This is a genomic window from Clostridium saccharobutylicum DSM 13864, assembly GCF_000473995.1.
In the GTDB taxonomy this organism is placed as follows: Bacteria; Bacillota; Clostridia; order Clostridiales; family Clostridiaceae; genus Clostridium; species Clostridium saccharobutylicum.
This window is the reverse complement of sequence record NC_022571.1, coordinates 2,092,501-2,111,654: the sequence shown is the minus strand read 5'-3', so window position 1 is coordinate 2,111,654 and position 19,154 is coordinate 2,092,501. Positions and strand designations below refer to the sequence as shown.

Genomic DNA, 19,154 nt, shown 5'->3' with positions numbered 1-19,154 from the left:
CTAAAATCCTAGAATATTTTTATTATTTTCCCTGATTAAATTTCTTCTCTATTTTTAACGCCTATGTTTTTGCATTTTGTTCTTTCAAACAGTATACCCCAATATGATAACCTCCCTTATTATTAAACCTATTTATATATACTTATTCATAATAAGTATAACAAAATAAGACTACTTTACAATGCATTTTGTTAATTTCCTTAAATTACACATTACACCTCAATTTACAATAAAATCAGTAAACTTATCTAAATATATTAAAAAACCGTACTGGATTTCTCCAATACGATTATTATACATCGTGAGCTTTAATGTTGAAGGTGAAACGTGACCTTTTAAATACACGATTGAAAATAAAAGTAATCATCTATAATTTTATAAATCAGAAGTTCTTTTAACATTAAGATCAGATACCATCTTACTTGCAAACTTATCCATGTTTATAAAATACATTACAATTAATCCAACTATGGTAAATACAATCCCTGAATATATAAATGAAACATTAATTGCCTTTATTGCTGCTCCTGTCTGTACAGCAGCTGTTCCATTATATTTTCCCCAGTCAAGAATCCATCCGAGAATTGCAGTACCAAGACCACCGCCTAATTTCATTCCAAAACTTACACAGCTGTTAATTAATCCATCTGCACGTATACCAGTTTTCCATTCTCCATAATCTACAGCATCTGCAACAATTGCGAAAATTCCAACTATTAGAGGCGCCATACCAAAACCTTTTATAATACTTCCTCCCATAACAAGCTCATAAGAAGCAGGATTAATTGCCATAATAATAACCCCTATTAATTTCACTAGAAAACCAAACATCATAACTTTCCATTTACCAAATTTACTTATAAACTTAGGTAAAAGTGCAAATCCAACTATCATAGGTGCATAAAGTGCTAAAGTAAGCATTCCCATTAAGTTAGCATTATTTAATACATAGGTTGTATAATAAAGAGTAGCCCCTGAAAATAATCCCATATCTGTATAAATAATAATAAACATAATCGCTATAAGTAAAAAGTATTTATTTTTCATCAAAGAACCAATTCCTACTTTTAAATTAAATTTTTCTCCCTTTTCATCCTGATTTCTTTCTTTAGTAAATGCAAATGTTATGAATAGAAATACACATGAAATTATTCCATAAATAACTGAAAGTTTTGACCATCCATACTTTTCAACCAATGGATTTGTAATCATTGATAATATAATAGTAAATGAAATAACGAAAACAAATCGAATTGAACTCAAAACTGAACGTTCCTGTATATTACTTGATATTCTTGAAAGTAATGTACAATATGACAAATTTGATGCTGTGTATACAATTGACACTAAAAATATATAAGTAATATATGCATAAATCAGCTTTCCACCATTGCTGAGTCCCATAGGAACATTAAACAACAATACCAAACCAATCCCCATAAATGGTGCGCTCCATAAAATCCAGGGTCTTGTTTTCCCCCATCTTGTATTAGTTTTATCAATAAGTGCTCCAATTGATAAATCTGTTACACCATCTAAAAGTCTAGCAATCAGCATTAGTGTCCCAACTGCTGCTACTCCAAGCCCAACACTATTAGTATAATATATCATCAAAAAAGAAGTAATTGGCACATATACAAAGTTACATCCTACATCACCTATTGAATAAGAAAGCTTTTCTCTTAAATTAATTTTTTCTTTCATAAAAATATTCATTCCTTTCATCGTACTCAACATATAGAATAATTAAACGATTACTTTAAGGATATATATGTTCTAATTAATAATGCACATTTGTCAATAAATAATGAATGCTGAAATCTTTTTAACCTTTTGAAATAATACTTATACTAAAAGCGATGAATTTTAATTAAAACTTATATATTTCAAAAATATAGCAGAGTAAAGTAATTATATTTTTATGTACAGTTAATATTAACTAATCAACCACTAATATTAACTGTAATTAAACTAATACTCTTTACTCTGTCATTTCATTTGTATTTAAAACAATTACAATGTAACTTTTCCCATACATAGATCTGAATCTGCACTACTGCTTCCTATATACACCTCATATTCCATTTGTTCTAATTCCATTTGTTCTGTTTTAGTATTGTACCAGCAAAGTTCTTCTTTAGGACAAGTTATTGTCACTTCTTTGCTTTCTCCTGGCTGTAAACTTACACGAGCAAAACCTCTTAACAATTTTACAGGCCTCTCCACAGAAGAATTTTTGAATCCAACATACATTTGTACGACTTCATCCCCTGCTATTTTCCCTATGTTTTTAACAGTACATTTAGCGATAACACTATCATCAGATACATCAAACTTTGCATCACTAAAATCAAACTTAGTATAAGATAGTCCAAAACCATATGGAACAGATGGTTTTATGCCCTCCTTTTCTAGCTTTGTATATCCATGATAGTACTCATACCATTGAGATGTTGTATCCCAATTTACTTGTGGAAGATCACTTTCTTTAAATGGAATTACATATGGTAATTTCCCACTTGGATTAACATCTCCAAATACAATCTCTCCTATTGCAGTTCCACCTTCCATGCCTGGATAATATGCCATCATTATAGCTCCAACACTTTCTTTCCATTCTTCCATCATTATCATATTTCCACCAATTAACACAGCTATTGAATTAGTGTTAACAGGACCTACTTCCTGTATTAATTTAATTTCATTTTCATGAAGACCTAAGGAGTTTTTTCTATCTCCTCCTGCTGCTCCTGTATAAGATTCAAATTCATCTTCTGATATATATTCACCTTCATCATCATAGTTATATCCAACTACAAATATAACTCCATCTGCATCTTTAGCTAATTCTTTTGCATGGTCCAAATTTTCACCATTATAATATACAACCTGTGCTTTAGGTGCTGCATTAGCAATTCCCTGTAATGGTGTTATAACATAAGCAGGTCTCACTTGACTTGAACCATGATCTCCAATTACTTCCTTATCACCTAATTTTCCTAACACAACAATTTTTTTTATTTTATCTTTGCTTAATGGTAATAAATTATTTTCATTCTTAATTAATGTAATTCCCTCTCTTGCTGCCTGAAGTGCAAGTTTAATGTGATCTTCACATCCAATTACGCTCTCATCATATTCATTTGAATAAGCATCTTTAAATGCTAGCAATGTACGCACAATACGTAATGCAGACTCATCAATTTTGCTTTCTTTTACTTGTCCATTTTTTACAGCCTCTACTAATTTATCTCCAAAGAACTGAGTACAACACATTTCCATATCTTGTCCGCCATTAGCTGCTTCAACTGTCTCTCTAACTCCCCAAATAAAGTCACTCATAACAAATCCATCAAAATCCCATTCCTTTTTCAATACCTGATTTAATAAATAATCATGATGTCCACAATGAGTTCCTTTATATAAGTTGTAAGAACTCATAATAGCTGCTGCACCTGCATCAACACATTTCTTGAAATGAGGAAGAAATACTTCTCTTTCAGTACGTTTATCACATTCAACATTTACTTTAAATCTGGAAATTTCCATTTGGTTAAAAGCAAAATGTTTTACACATGCTATTACATTTTCATTTTGTACACCTTTAACTAATGCTCGTCCCATTTCCCCTAAGTGAAAAGATTCTTCACCATAAGTTTCTTGACTTCTTCCCCAGCCTGGATTATATGGAAGGTTAATACATACTCCTGCAAATAGGTTACCTTTATAACCATGAACTTCTTTACCTATAGCATTACCTATTTTTTCTTCTAATGATGTATCAAATGTTGCACCTCTAAGCATTGATACTGGAAAACATGTGCTTTTTCCAGCACTACAAACTACCCCTCTTGGGCCATCGCAGAAAAGCATAGGAGGTACATTATCCTTCTCTATTCCTCCTGCTGGATAAGGATAACTATTATAATGTTTTCGCTCATCAGCATCTCTTAAATCTGAAAGCATATCATTAAGAGTAACATTCCCACCCATTAAGGAAACCTTTTCTTCTAAAGTTAAAGAATTAACTATTTCCTTTGCCTTTTTTGTATAAGATAATCTTTTTGATTTATTACATTTCATTTTTACATATCTCCTTTACAATATTTTTCTAATAAATTAATAGATTCTTTAAAATTAAACCGTAAATAACCTTGTATATTATGATCCGCATTTAAACTTGCTCCACTTTTTCGGTACTCAGCAGGCGTCACACCCATTTCTTTTTTAAAAGTTCTGTAAAAAGTACTTTCAGAATAAAAGCCGCAATCATTTGCTATAAAGCTAATTGATTTATTTGAAAACTTAAGCATATATTTAGAAGCTTCTATTTTTCTACTAAGTACTAAATCCTTAGGTGATAAGCCAATATTTGCTTTTAAAAAACGATAAACTGATTTCTCGCATAAGCCTATAAACTTATATAATTCTTCTAACACCGTATCCTTTTTATAATTTTTTTGAATAAAATTTATTACCTGCATGAGTAATTCTGTATTCTCTGTTTCTTTTAAATTTACAGCTTTTTGATGAATATCATATAATGTGAATTCAAATAAATCTGCTATTAACATATAAACTAAAGATTTTACCCGGCAATTATTAAATATTTCATCTCCCTGACTTTCAAGTCCAATTTTCGCAGCAGTAGCAACATATGCACTATATCCGTTTTTAGGCTTTTTATCGCTAAGTTTGCTATTTAAATAAAAATAATATGATTTATTATCATCTTTTGAATTCTTAAATAAATTCTCGTTCATCTGAATAAATAAACATACATTATCTTCCTTAGTACGTTGTAATTCATGTACTGCTTTTGAATTTAACAAAACAATATTTCCTGCCTCCAACACCGTTATCTTGGGGCTCGCATTTACTATTAAAGATCCTTTTAAAATTAAAATTAATTCATAATCATAATGCCAATGAAAACTAGAATGTTCAATTGATGTTACAAACACTTTTGCTGGATATTTCTCTTCATGCTCAATTGTTTCAAAAATATATGAACTCATATTTCCTCCATTTCATGATACACTATAATCACCTTGTAAATATTTACATTGTAATTATAAGTTATATCAAAATATATTTGTTATCATTTTTGTACAAATTTTATTTCATTTTCAGACTACTCATATTATAACTAAATCATATAACATAAACTAATTAGATTTTGCTTAGCAAAACATTTCAACGTGAAATAGCACAGCCAGCAACAAAAACAAAAATCCTCGACAACACTATTGTCGAGGATATATATAATACCAAGTCTTGGTCCACTATAGTTTAAATTTTAAACTTAGAAATTTCGATTTTCAAGTTATCAGCACTTTCCTTTGCTTTATGTGCTTGTTCTAATACATCATTTGATTTACTTCCAATTTCTGATATTCTCATTGATATATTTACTATTTCTGATGTTCCTTCATTTGCTGCCTGTGCTACACAATCTATGCATCTTGATACCTCACTATTTGATGCAAAAAGTTCCTCTGATGTAGAACTAAACTCTTCTACCAAATTATTTACAAATTTAGCATCATCACTATATTTATTGGCTACTGCAAGCATTGTCTTATAATCTTTATGAACATCTTTTTCTATGTACTTTAGAAGGTTATTAGCTCTTTCTGATAGATTATTAACTGCTCCCAAAACTTTAACTGTTACATTTTGTATTTCGCCTATTGTACTATTTGATTGATCTGCAAGGACTCTAATCTCATCGGCTACTACTGAAAATCCTTTTCCTGCTTCACCTGCTCTTGCAGCTTCTATTGCTGCATTTAAAGCTAAAAGGTTTGTTTGATCTGTTATTTGCATAATAGCTTCTGAAAGAATATTTATCTGCTCTACTACACTTGACTCTTTAATAGCATCTTTAAGCCCTTCTTTTGTATTTATAAATATTTCATTTGCTTTTTTCTGAGATGCTTGTACATTGTCCTTAGTTTCTTCAGCTCTTTGATTTATTTCCCCAGATTTCAATGCTCCATCCTGTGATTTTTCAGCTATGGATTTAACAGCTATTTCTATTCCTTGTGACATAGATGACATTTCTTCCGCAGATGCTGTTGTTTCTTCCATTCCTGCTGATAGTTCCTCTGCTGTTTGTGATACTTCCTGTACATTTTCATTTAACTCAGATACGTCACATCTCACAACATTCACAATATTTTCAATAGCAAATGCTTCTTCTTGCACATCCTTTATCAATTGTGCAATGGAATTCTCCATTACAATAGCAGCATTAGCTAATTGTCCTATTTCATCTTTTCTTTCTAACAAATAATCACAACTACTATCATGAGTTAAATCCAAATTAGAAGTTTTCTTTAATAGCTTTGTTAAAGATAATATTGGTTTCCCTATCTTTCCGCCAAAATATATAGAAACTACTATTGAAAATATTAACGATGCAGCTATTGTTAATATAAAACCTAATATTAATGGTTGAAGTGGTTTTTCTAATTCCGCTTTACTTACTGCTATACCAATTCTCCAATTACAACAATCAATTTTAGATGTTGTAAAATACTTTTCTTGACCATCATAATCCTTTAATAAACTTATATTGTTTTCACTTACTTTAGCTAAACTTCCATTCATAACATTATTAATGCTTTTAGCATCATCTTCTGTAGGTTGAAAATCTTCATTAGGGTGTACTATAAAATTATTGTTATCATCTAATAAAAATACATAACTATTGTTTATAGGTTTAGCATCTTCTAACATATTTGTGATTGTATCTAGTTTTATATCAACACCTACTACCCCTACTATCTGATTATCTTTTACGATAGGCTTTGATATAGATACTACCATTTTCTTTGATTGTGCATCTACATATGGTTCAGAATAAACTAATCCCTTCTTATCAACTGCATTTTTATACCAGTCTCTTTGTGTACATACAAAATCTTCATCAGGTATCCACCCAGATCCATCTAGATATTTTTTATCTGTAAAACCTGCATACACTGCTAATGCAAATGTATTAGATTTTGTTTTTTGTGTCAGATAATCTAAAACTCTTTGTTCATCGGAGATATCTATTTGCTGTATTCCATCTCCAATTTCATTAAGTATTTTCCCCTGTGCATCAACCCATCCATTAGTAATTGCTGCATACTTACCTGTTTCGGATACAATTCTATCCTTTGATTGCTTCATAACAGCATGATTGGATATAAAGTAGCTAACCGCAGATGATACTAATAAACTTAAAATACATGTAAATGAAATAACTAATATTATTTTTTGTTTAATACTCTTCATATAAATAAATATTCCCCTTCTTATAAAGTATTTATTATACATGTACTGTATAATATAAAGCGATTCTTAGGCTCGTGTTGGTTTTTCTATAGGAAACAATAGCTTCACCTGAACCTTAAACACGCGAAAAAACTAATAGACACGCATACTGCGCTATTAGTTTTTAATTGTGACTATTCGCACTAATAAAAATATAAAATAATAATCATTCCCTAATTCCACAGAATAATAATGAGTAAGCATTGTTACTTATATGACATTTTTATACTTTTATTCTCAATTATCTTATTATACACCAACATATACTTTATTAATACTTTTTTTTATTTTTTTCTACTACTTGTATTAATTTAAATAACTGTCTATATTTGTTATAAATGAATTCTAAAATATATTACTGTCTACGTCATTTGTGACAGAGTTCATCTTTATTGATCCTAAAATATTTTTACATTATTACTTTTAATAGTTTTTTCATATTGATTATGAATTGAAAATATTTCTCTAAATTCTTATAAACTAAAAGGACCCACGAAAATATAAATTGATTTTCATGAGTCTCACATTAAAGACAAGAATGATTTTTCCACACTGTAACTTAGAGATACTATTTTTGAATTACAATAACGTTCCACACTTCCGGTAACAAGTATCTATAGAGTTAAAAGTTTTATACAATTATTTCACACGCGTTGCTTAAATTCTTACTAAATGCATTTAAACTACATAATGCACTTTCCACCATATCTGATACTGCATGATCAGTGAAGAATGCATAATGTTGAGTTAAAATAACATTAGGAAATTGTTTTAAATAAAACATTTCACGATGACCAACCATTGAAACATTATGGTTGAAATGGCAAATACCTTCTTCATCTTCATATGTATCAATTCCTGCTGCTCCAATCTTTCCTGTTTCTAATCCAACAATAAGATCTTGTGTATTAACCAGACCACCTCTTGCAGTATTAATGATTATTACTCCATCTTTCATTCTACTTATCGTATCATTATTAATTATATGGTAATTGCCATCTGTTAGTGACATATGTAAAGTAATAATGTCACTTTCTCTGTATATACTTTCTAAATCAACATATTCAACAATTCCTTTTAAATTTTCATTTGGATGCCTTGCATATGCAATTGTTCTACATCCAAATCCACTAAGATTTTTTACTACTGTACTTCCAATCTTACCTGTACCTATTACTCCAATTGTTAAATCTTTCATTTCTCTTCCTTGCAAATCATTTAATGAAAAATCATTAACATTGGATCTACCCATTGATATTTTAACTTTTCTAATAAGCATTAACATAAGCATCACAGCAAAATCTGCTACATTGTTTGGTGAATATGTTCCATGACTTAATCTAATCCCTAATTCTTTTGCTGCGTTAACATCCATATGATTATATCCTACACATCGTGATGCTACATATTTCACACCATTTTCTTTTAACTTTTGAAATAAAACTTTATCTATTTGACTTAATCCATTTATTGTTATGTATTCATATCCTTTTGTTAATGATACAGTTTCTAATGTTAACAAATCACTAACAATTGTAATATCTATATTTAATTCTTCTGAATATCTTTTTAAATATTCTACTTCATGTTTTTCTACTTCATATGCTAAAGCCTTCATCCCTATCCCCTTGCCTTTATGTAATAATAAATTATAGTAAAATTTATATACTAAAAATTCATAATACAAAATAGTTTAAATATTTATATATGCTAAAAATTGAAATCTACATTAAAAACTAGTACTACGTCACTAAGTTATGAATAAATAATATTGCAATTAAATATAATAATAGATTATATTTAATTTGACTTCATTCCACTAAACTATTTAATTTTATCTATATAAGCTAAGCACCATAAAATCCAAGATATATATGCTTCCTCTCTAAATACAGCTCCTTGCATAACAATATAATTACAAGATTCTGATGTTAACTCATAATCTAATCTTTGGATTTTGTCCATTTCACTTTTAATACTGCTTAACTTCATCTTATGTTTTCTTAACTGGTTATTGAAATTCTCCTTAACTTCCTCGATAGATAAAGCTTCTGAAAAATAAACCTTAAGTTTAAACATATCCTTTGGAATTAAATCATTCTCTTCCTTAAGAAGCCAGTTTACTAAATCTTTTTTTCCTTTTTCAGTTATAGAATATAATTTCTTTTGAAGTTTCTCGCCTTGAACTGTTATTTCAAAGCTTACAAGTTCTTCTTTCAATAAGCGTCGAAGTTCTGGATAAATCTGACTATGATCAGCATACCAAAAATCAACCCATTCCTTTTCAAATTCCTTTGTAATGTCATAACCCGTCATAGGATTTCTATTAATCATTCCTAAGACTAAATATTTTATCGTTCTCATTAAAACCTCTTTTTACTCATTGCCAAATTGCAATTTCAAATTTTATTTTAAAAGATTATATATTAACCATATTATAAACATGTTATTAATAACATGTTTATAATATATTTTTTTCTTTATTTTGTCAATATTCATAAATAATTAGGAATTTTAAGTTATGTGCTAGCTAACTGAAGCAATGAGAATTCTTTAACTATCCTATACTTTTAATATTATTGGACTTTTTTGATAATATTGACAATAAATTTTATTTTGACTATTATAGATATGAAAACATGTTTAAAAATACATGTTTATATTCATATAGATAAATGAATTTGTAATTAAAATAGCTATATATTATTGCCGAACTTAAGTGTATATCGATATCAAAAATGTATTTAATTTCGGTAAACTACCATGTGACTTCAAATTATTTATCTATATAATTAATGCATTTTTAAAGGAGGTACATTTTGAATATATTAAATAATATCAAAAAATTTCCTGGGGGGTTATTGATTATCCCCATGTTTATTGCTATGTTAATAAACAGTATTAGTCCAAGCATACTGCAACTTGGTGATCCTTTTACATCAATTTTCACAAGCAAAGGTACTATGTGCTATATTGGGATGATGCTTTTTATTACTGGTAGTCAGTTTGAATTGTCTAAGTTGAAGTTAGCTTTGAAAAGAGGCGGTATATTAATACTTAGCAAACTATTAATATCTATTATATTTTGCATATTAATTGTGCACTTCTTTGGATTGAATGGTTTCTTTGGACTTTCGACTCTTGCATTGGTAACTTGTATTTCTAGTTGTAATCCAAGCATATATATTGCTTTAATGAATGATTATGGTGATGATTTAGATCTTGCTACTTTTGGAATGTTAAATCTTATAGCAGTTCCTACTCTTCCTGTTTGTATTTTAAATATTGCAAATGGTGGTGGAATGGATATAAATACAATCCTTGCAACTGCTATACCTTTTGTCTTAGGAATAATTTTAGGTAATCTCGATCGTAATATATATGAAATGTTGAAGCCTGGTAATAGCATTATTATTCCTTTCCTAGGATTTTCACTTGGCTCTAATATTAACATTTTTGATGCTTTTCATGCTGGTATATGTGGACTTTTATTATTGATTATATTTTATATAGTAAATACCATTCCAATGATCACTGTTGACAAAGTATTTCTAAATCAGCCTGGCTATTCAGCTTCAGCTATCTGCTGCATTGCTGGTGTGTCAATTGCTACACCACAGCTTGCTGCTCAAGTAAATAGCATATATGCACCTTATGTCAATTCTTCTGTTTGTCAAATAGCCTTTACTGTAATTTTCAGTACTTTTATCACTCCACTTATAACATCATTTTTTGCCACAAGTAACCGTAGCACTATAGATAAGCAGATTATTATTTAGAGTTATGTGGTAACTTACTAAAAGAAGCTGTATTCTTTTTCTCTGTTTCTATATAATTTTGCTATAGATTTTTACCATTAGAAATTATCCCATTCCTGCATGTTCCTGAAACAATTTGAGAACAAGCAAGAATAGAACAACTTCTACTAAAGAAATACTTACAGCAAAATTATAAGTGTAACACTCTAAAAAGGAATACAGCTTCTTTCTAGTTGAGATGCACAAATCTAATTCATTGTCTGTTTATCTATATATATTTAATGACTCTTCTAAAACTTTCTAGCATCCAACATTTATTCCAAACCTTCAAAAAAGCGAGCTGTTACAGAATAATTTGAAAAATCCTTCTGTAACAGCTCTTACTATATTATTTATGTTTTTTATATTCTTTCATTTATCAATTCTTTATTGTATTATCTCATGTTTAATTATTCATTGGTTAAATTTCTTTTCACAACTTCTGAATCGTTATTTTTTGATTTAAGTATCTTGTAAATAATCCCTAAAACTATAAACCATACTGGTGTTACAAATAGAGCTACACGAGTTTCCTTGTTAAACGCCAATACAACTATAACAAATGCAAAAAATGCTAGGATTATATAGTTTATTATTGGATAAAGTGGCATTTTAAATTTGCTCTTAGCTGCAAGTTCTGGATTAGTTTTGCGATATCTCATATGGCAGATTACTATAATTGACCAAATATAGATAAAGCAAAATGTTGATATACTTGTAATTAATACAAATACTCCTTCTGGCATAACAAAGTTTAAAATAACTGAAATCAAGATAACAATTGCTGAGAACATTGTAGCATTAGAAGGCACTTGACTTACAGTTAATTTTTTCATTGATTCCGGTGCATTATTTTCTTTAGCAAGGGAGTAAACCATACGACTTGTACTAAATATAGAACTGTTACAAGCAGATGCAGCTGATGTTAGTACAACGAAATTTACAATACCTGCTGCTGCTGCAATTCCAACTGCAGCGAATACCTGCACAAATGGGCTTTTATCCGGATTAATTGAATTCCATGGATATATACTCATAATAACAATAAGTGCTCCGATATAGAAAATAATAATTCTAATTGGAATATTGTTAATAGCCTTTGGAATAACGTGCTCTGGATTTTCAGTTTCACCAGCTGTAAGTCCTACTAATTCAATTCCAGCAAAAGCAAATACAACCATTTGGAATGAAAGAATAAAGCCACTTACGCCATTTGGGAACAAGCCTCCATATCTCCAAAGGTTTGCAAAGCTTGACACACCAGCATCTGTAGCAAATCCTTTAATAATCATAAATGTACCAATTATGATTAATGCTAAAATTGCAACAACTTTAATTAAAGCAAACCAAAATTCCATTTCACCAAATAGCTTTACTGCCATAAGATTCATAATTAACAAAATTATAAGAACAATAAGACTCGGACCCCATTGAGGTATATTCGGGAACCAGTATTGTATATAAAGTCCAGCAGCAGTTAAGTCAGCCATTCCAACTGAAATCCAACAAAACCAATATGTCCATCCAGTAATAAATGCAGCTCCATTTCCTAAATAATCATGTACAAAGTCTACAAAGGAATGGTAATTTAAATTCGAAAGTAATAATTCTCCAAGGGCACGCATAATAAAAAAACAAATTATTCCTGTTATTATGTACGCAAATAAAATAGATGGACCAGCCAAGTGAATTGATCTTCCTGAACCAAGGAATAATCCAGTACCAATTGCACCGCCTATAGCAAGTAATTGAACATGCCTGTTTTTTAGTCCTCTTGATAAGTTTTGATTTTCTGATGTTAATTGATCCATTTTATCCCTCCATCTTAGTCAAAAAACATGTACTTAAAAATACCTTTTCTTACAAGTATTTTGTAATTGGGTGAATTTCTATAGCAATTATTTTTTCGCTATTTTTATTTAAAATTTTAATTTTTACTGTTAAATACTAATACATATTTAATAATTTTGCAACTTTTTCTTTATATTTATATTAGTTTTATATAAATATAAAAGTTATTTTGTCGTAATATTCTTCATAAATTCATTTTTAGAGTCAAAAAAACACTCATGCGATTGTAGAATATTTTTTTAAATATATAAACTATATTAATATCAAGCTAATAAACACGATATATATTAAAGATTTCATTACCTTAGAGTTAAATAATTCTAAACATACCAAAAATAAGTGACCACATCACATTCCCTTAGGTATTGTTTTTCTAGTTTTATGCTTTTCCATTCTTATGCACCAACATTCCTAAAACTATATACAATCAGGCTTTCAGTGCTCGAAAATTCTATAATTTGCTGTACAAAAATAAGAGCTTATCTTATATAAGCTCTTACTAAATTACATTTTTTCACCTTTTGATTATATAATCATAGTCTTAAATTTATAAATAGCATTTTTATCACATAGCTTTTATCACACAATATTTTCTGAAGATTCTTCTGGTACTATACTAGCTACATCTTGTTTCTTTAGTGTTAACATAATTATTCCTGAAACTACTAATGAGAAAGCTAAATATAGATAAGCCCCTGTATATGAACCAGTACTTGTTTGAATAAATCCAACTAAATAAGGGCCAACCCATCCTCCTAAATTTCCTGAAGAGTTAATTAAACCAGTAGCACCAGCAGCTGCTGGACCAGTTAAAAATGTTGTAGGTACAGACCACCAAACTCCCATTCCTATATATACACCTGCACAAGTAATACAAGTGCACACAAAGCTTAATATAGGATTATTTACAACAGTTCCAACTGCCATACCAATAGCACCAATAAATACTGGAATAGCTATATGATATCTCACTTCTCCTGTCTTAGAAGAAGAATTACCATTAATTATAAAGCCAATCAACGCTACACTCATTGGAATTATAACTAATAAGCTAACACTAGAATTACTTAATCCAGACAATAACTTCAATGCTGTTGGCAACCAGAATCCAAATCCCCAAAAACCAGTAACCCACATGAAATAAATAAAACTTAATTTAAGAACCGTTTTATCTCCTAGTGCCTGCCATAAGGTATACTTTTTCACCGAATTTTTTGCGGCAATTTCTTGTTCATATTCTTCTGTTATAGCCTTCTTTTCTTCAGGAGTTAACCAATTAACATCCTTAGGTGAATCCTTAAGCCAGAAAATTAAAATAATTCCAAAAATAAATGCAATAATTCCTTCTATAAGAAATAGCATCTGCCATCCCTTTAATCCAAGTACTGTAATATCTAGCATTACTCCTGCTAAAGGTGAACCAACGATACTGGAAACCAGCATAGAAGTCAACATTATCGATAGTACCTTTGGTCTTTCCTTATGATTAAACCAACGTGGAATAATCGAAGAATAGCAAACAGGATAAAAACTCGCTTCTGCAGCTCCTACCAAAAAACGAACAATATAGAACTGAGTCTGTGTATGTATAAATGCCATAAGAGCACTAGCCATCCCCCACGTAATCATAATCCTAACAATCCATTTACTAGGACTTCGTTTTTCAGCAAACACAGTTCCTGGTACTTCAAATGCGATGTAACCAAAAAATAAAATACCTGCACCCATTCCAAAAACCTGTGAGCTAAATCCTAGATCACTATTCATTGTCAGCGCAGCATAAGATATGTTGAGCCTGTCAAGATAAGCCAACATTGATCCTATGAAAAGAGGTAAAATAACATTAAAATATTTTCTCTTAGTGAGACTACCGTTAATAGTCATGATCAATAATCCTCCTAATAATATAATAATAAATCCATAATATTAACCAAGATAGCTTGGCCAATATATTCTATAAATTAATTTTTACAGAATTACAATGTATAATTAACCATAATATGGTACCATTTTATTGTTATTTTGTCAATTTTATTATGGATTCATTATCTGTTTAATCACCTTCTAATAATATTTATTGATAATTTAATAATTGAACTATTTATATTATTAAATACAATTCTAATTCTTCACTCTTCAGGTATATCACTGTAGAAAACATACTTTTCATAAAATGAAAATTTAAAAATTAATATATTTATACAATAAAAAGTCTTACCCCATATGCTATGGAATAAGACTTCAGTTCCTAATTTAAATTTAATATTTTTACTTTCACAAAACTAGATAGATATTATATGCTTCTGATTCTTAATTTTCAATTTTATTGTAATTATTTATTTTTACATCGTAGTCATTATTACTACATCAATATTTCTTTCTAATTTGCTATCATATCCAATATATCATATAATTTATTTTATTATCGCTGCTAAAATTTCACTTATAATATATGTTATTAAAGAAAATATTAGCGCTACTAAAAGAAAACCTGTCAATACTACATTGTATTTAATTATTGCAGATATTGATATGTAATTTGTTAATCCAAACATATTTAATATTATTATTACAATAAATATTACGCCTAAACCCTTTGAAGCTCCATCTATATCTGCTTTGCTTAAAGATATATGTGAAGATATACATATAGATAAGAATAAGAATAAGAAGAAAGAAGGATTTTTAAAATTTGAAGAAGTAAATATAGTTTTTATTAACTCATAATACGAATTTAATATTTCTTTTATAATATCCATGTTTAAATTAGTAATATTACGATTTGTGATTGATATTTTTACAAATTCAGAATATGAATATGGCAAAAAAATCTTCATTAATAATAATAATGATATTACTCCGCCTATGATTGGACCTATGCCAATAAAGAAATTTCCTATCTGTTGATAAATACTATTTGGGTTAAATGAATGTCTCACATATCCCAAAGTTCCATTTTCATCTGGCATTTGAAGTAATTTAATATCATTTATAGAGTGTCGAAACAATAATGCAAATATGGCATGACTACATTCATGTATTGGAACTCCAATAAAACCAGTTATCATTATAGAATTAAATCCAAAACTTCTTCTAAAGTTACTTAGAGAATTATCCCTTAATATTCCTAAAAGTAATCCTATTAAAATAATCATTCCGGTTAAATAAATGGTTTCTATTAATGGTTTTAATAATAATGTTTGTAAAATTTCTATAAGATCATCTCCTCAGTTAAAATTTCATCTTATTTATTTAATTTTTACGATAATATAATCCTTCTATCATAATTAATATTATCATAAATCTTTAATAATTTTGTAACAACTAATTTAACTTTTCCTTAAAATATTATTACGAAAAGCTAAACACGCATAATCAACAAAACTAGTCTCCTTAATCTTAAATATTTATAGCATTTTTCATATTTTCTGCAATAGTATGTACAACTGATTTTATATCACTTATTTTGAAACTAGATAAAATAAGACTTTCATTGCTTAAAACCTTAAAAATCCTATAATTTTCTGTACAAAAAATAAGTTCTAGCTTAAACTAGAACTTACTTTTTACTTGGTGACTCCTAGGGGAATCGAACCCCTGTTACCACCGTGAAAGGGTGGTGTCTTAACCGCTTGACCAAGGAGCCATATTAAGTTTTATGTTTTATTTAAATGGAGCTGGCAATAGGAATCGAACCTACAACCTGCTGATTACAAGTCAGCTGCTCTACCGTTGAGCCATGCCAGCATATTTAAATTGGCGACTCAGAAGGGGCTCGAACCCTCGACCTCCGGCGTGACAGGCCGGCACTCTAACCAACTGAGCTACTGAGCCAATATGGTGGCTCGAACTGGAATCGAACCAGTGACACGAGGATTTTCAGTCCTCTGCTCTACCGACTGAGCTATCGAGCCATATTACCTCGCGACGTCCTACTCTTCCACACAGTCTCCCATGCAGTACCATCGGCGCTATAGACCTTAACTGTCCTGTTCGGAATGGAAAGGAGTGTTACCTCTATGCCATCATCACGAGATGCTAGTTCATTAATCAAATGAACTTCTTTGTAAAAGTGGCTCCGCGAAGAGGACTCGAACCTCCAACCTATCGGTTAACAGCCGAGTGCTCCACCATTGAGCTATCGCGGAACGTCTTCTTTGAAAAAACAAATCATGTTCTTTCAAAATTGCACACAGTTCTTAATGTATTACAACTTGATTATATTGGTCAAGCCCTCGACCTATTAGTATCAGTCAGCTAAATACGTTGCCGCACTTACACCTCTGACCTATCAACCTTGTAGTCTTCAAGGGGTCTTACTAGCTTATGCTATGGGAAATCTCATCTTGAGGTGGGCTTCACACTTAGATGCTTTCAGCGTTTATCCCTTCCCGACTTAGCTACCCAGCTATGCTTCTGGCGAAACAACTGGTACACCATAGGTCAGTCCATCCCGGTCCTCTCGTACTAAGGACAGCTCCTCTCAAATTTCCTACGCCCGCGACGGATAGGGACCGAACTGTCTCACGACGTTCTGAACCCAGCTCGCGTGCCGCTTTAATGGGCGAACAGCCCAACCCTTGGGACCTACTTCAGCCCCAGGATGCGACGAGCCGACATCGAGGTGCCAAACCTCCCCGTCGATGTGAACTCTTGGGGGAGATCAGCCTGTTATCCCCGAGGTAGCTTTTATCCGTTGAGCGATGGCCCTCCCACGAGGTACCACCGGATCACTAAGCCCGACTTTCGTCCCTGCTCCACTTGTAGGTGTCGCAGTCAGGCTCCCTTCTGCCTTTGCACTCTTCGAACGATTTCCGACCGTTCTGAGGGAACCTTTGGGCGCCTCCGTTACATTTTAGGAGGCGACCGCCCCAGTCAAACTGCCCACCTAACAATGTCCTGTCACCAGTTTCATGGCATCCAGTTAGAATTTCAATACTATCAGGGTGGTATCCCAACAACGACTCCACTAAGGCTGACGCCCTAGTTTCCCAGTCTCCCACCTATCCTGTACAGACAATACCGAAATTCAATGCTAAGCTACAGTAAAGCTCTACGGGGTCTTTCCGTCCAATCGCGGGTAGCGAGCATCTTCACTCGCACTACAACTTCGCCGGATTTGCAGTTGAGACAGTGCACAAGTCATTACGCCATTCGTGCGGGTCAGAACTTACCTGACAAGGAATTTCGCTACCTTAGGACCGTTATAGTTACGGCCGCCGTTTACTGGGGCTTAAGTTCACACCTTCGCTTGCACTAAGTGTTCCCCTTAACCTTCCAGCACCGGGCAGGCGTCAGCCCCTATACATCAGCTTTCGCTTTAGCAGAGACCTGTGTTTTTGTTAAACAGTTGCTTGTGCCTATTCTCTGCGGCCTGCCGTAAAGCAGGCACCCCTTCTCCCGAAGTTATGGGGTCAATTTGCCTAGTTCCTTAACTGCAATTCTTCCGTCGGCCTTAGGATTCTCTCCTCATCTACCTGTGTCGGTTTGCGGTACGGGCACTACTTCTCTCTCTAGATGCTTTTCTTGGAAGCATGGAATCAGATACTTCGGTTCCGTAGAACCTTCCCCATCACGCCTCAGAATTGTTAGAACGGATTTGCCTATCCTAACTCCCTAAACGCTTAGACTAACATCCAATAGTTAGCACATCCTATCCTTCTCCGTCACACCATCGATAATAACGATTATAGTGGTATTGGAATATCAACCAATTGTCCATCGACTACGCCTTTCGGCCTCGCCTTAGGTCCCGACTAACCCTGAGAAGACAAACTTTACTCAGGAAACCTTAGATATTCGGCCTGTAGGATTCTCACCTACATCTCGCTACTAATGCCAACATTCTCACTCGTAATCAGTCCACCGCTCCTTTCGGTACGACTTCAGCCCGATTACGACGCTCCTCTACCGCTCACAATAAATTGTGAACCCGTAGCTTCGGTGGTAAGTTTGAGCCCCGGACATTTTCGGCGCAGGATCTCTTGACTAGTGAGCTATTACGCACTCTTTTAATGAGTGGCTGCTTCTAAGCCAACATCCTAGTTGTCTTAGAAATCCCACATCCTTTTCCACTTAACTTACACTTTGGGACCTTAGCTGACGATCTGGGCTGTTTCCCTTTTGACCATGGAACTTATCTTTCATAGTCTGACTGCCGGACTGATAGTATATGGCATT

General features: G+C 31.7%; 10 protein-coding genes, 5 tRNA genes and 2 rRNA genes (1 of these 17 running past the window's edge). 1 reads left to right on the top strand and 16 read right to left on the bottom strand.

Annotated features, from left to right (window positions below):
* Positions 1 to 375: 375 nt before the first annotated feature.
* From CLSA_RS09145 to CLSA_RS09120, 6 genes are all read right to left on the bottom strand, one after another.
* Positions 376 to 1,704, bottom strand: coding sequence for an MFS transporter (locus tag CLSA_RS09145; protein WP_022745685.1), 1,329 nt, complete (start codon positions 1,702 to 1,704; stop codon positions 376 to 378).
* Positions 1,705 to 2,013: 309 nt separating this feature from the next.
* Positions 2,014 to 4,083, bottom strand: coding sequence for a beta-glucosidase family protein (locus CLSA_RS09140; protein WP_022745683.1), 2,070 nt, complete (start codon positions 4,081 to 4,083; stop codon positions 2,014 to 2,016).
* Positions 4,084 to 4,085: 2 nt separating this feature from the next.
* Positions 4,086 to 5,018, bottom strand: a complete 933-nt coding sequence (locus CLSA_RS09135) for an AraC family transcriptional regulator (RefSeq protein WP_022745681.1) — start codon at positions 5,016 to 5,018, stop codon at positions 4,086 to 4,088.
* Between the two features lie 274 nt (positions 5,019 to 5,292).
* The gene (locus CLSA_RS09130; protein WP_022745678.1) at positions 5,293 to 7,287 is read right to left on the bottom strand and encodes a methyl-accepting chemotaxis protein; all 1,995 of its coding nucleotides are present in this window, start codon (positions 7,285 to 7,287) and stop codon (positions 5,293 to 5,295) included.
* Between the two features lie 670 nt (positions 7,288 to 7,957).
* A complete protein-coding gene (locus CLSA_RS09125) occupies positions 7,958 to 8,944 on the bottom strand; it encodes a D-isomer specific 2-hydroxyacid dehydrogenase family protein (protein WP_022745677.1) in 987 nt (328 codons plus the stop codon).
* A 206-nt stretch (positions 8,945 to 9,150) separates the two neighbouring features.
* On the bottom strand, positions 9,151 to 9,690 hold the full coding sequence (locus CLSA_RS09120) for a PadR family transcriptional regulator (protein WP_022745674.1): 540 nt from the start codon (positions 9,688 to 9,690) through the stop codon (positions 9,151 to 9,153).
* Positions 9,691 to 10,145: 455 nt separating this feature from the next.
* Between CLSA_RS09120 and CLSA_RS09115 the strand changes: the two genes are divergently transcribed.
* Complete coding sequence (locus tag CLSA_RS09115) at positions 10,146 to 11,105, top strand: 2-keto-3-deoxygluconate permease (RefSeq protein WP_022745673.1); 960 nt, start codon at positions 10,146 to 10,148, stop codon at positions 11,103 to 11,105.
* A gap of 428 nt (positions 11,106 to 11,533) precedes the next feature.
* Here CLSA_RS09115 and CLSA_RS09110 read toward each other — a convergent pair whose 3' ends face one another.
* The 10 genes from CLSA_RS09110 to CLSA_RS09065 all read right to left on the bottom strand — a co-directional run.
* The gene (locus CLSA_RS09110; protein WP_022745672.1) at positions 11,534 to 12,934 is read right to left on the bottom strand and encodes an amino acid permease; all 1,401 of its coding nucleotides are present in this window, start codon (positions 12,932 to 12,934) and stop codon (positions 11,534 to 11,536) included.
* A 619-nt stretch (positions 12,935 to 13,553) separates the two neighbouring features.
* Positions 13,554 to 14,858, bottom strand: a complete 1,305-nt coding sequence (locus CLSA_RS09105) for an MFS transporter (RefSeq protein ID WP_022745671.1) — start codon at positions 14,856 to 14,858, stop codon at positions 13,554 to 13,556.
* A gap of 530 nt (positions 14,859 to 15,388) precedes the next feature.
* Positions 15,389 to 16,189, bottom strand: a complete 801-nt coding sequence (locus tag CLSA_RS09100) for a hypothetical protein (protein ID WP_041716217.1) — start codon at positions 16,187 to 16,189, stop codon at positions 15,389 to 15,391.
* Positions 16,190 to 16,545: 356 nt separating this feature from the next.
* Positions 16,546 to 16,620 (bottom strand) — tRNA-Glu (locus tag CLSA_RS09095).
* Between the two features lie 26 nt (positions 16,621 to 16,646).
* A tRNA-Thr gene (locus tag CLSA_RS09090) sits at positions 16,647 to 16,721 on the bottom strand.
* A gap of 10 nt (positions 16,722 to 16,731) precedes the next feature.
* Positions 16,732 to 16,808 (bottom strand) — tRNA-Asp (locus CLSA_RS09085).
* A 4-nt stretch (positions 16,809 to 16,812) separates the two neighbouring features.
* A tRNA-Phe gene (locus CLSA_RS09080) sits at positions 16,813 to 16,888 on the bottom strand.
* 5 nt (positions 16,889 to 16,893) lie between these two features.
* Positions 16,894 to 17,010, bottom strand: a 5S ribosomal RNA gene (gene rrf / locus CLSA_RS09075).
* A gap of 37 nt (positions 17,011 to 17,047) precedes the next feature.
* Positions 17,048 to 17,122, bottom strand: a tRNA-Asn gene (locus CLSA_RS09070).
* A 75-nt stretch (positions 17,123 to 17,197) separates the two neighbouring features.
* A 23S ribosomal RNA gene (locus CLSA_RS09065) occupies positions 17,198 to 19,154 on the bottom strand (it continues 953 nt past the right edge of the window).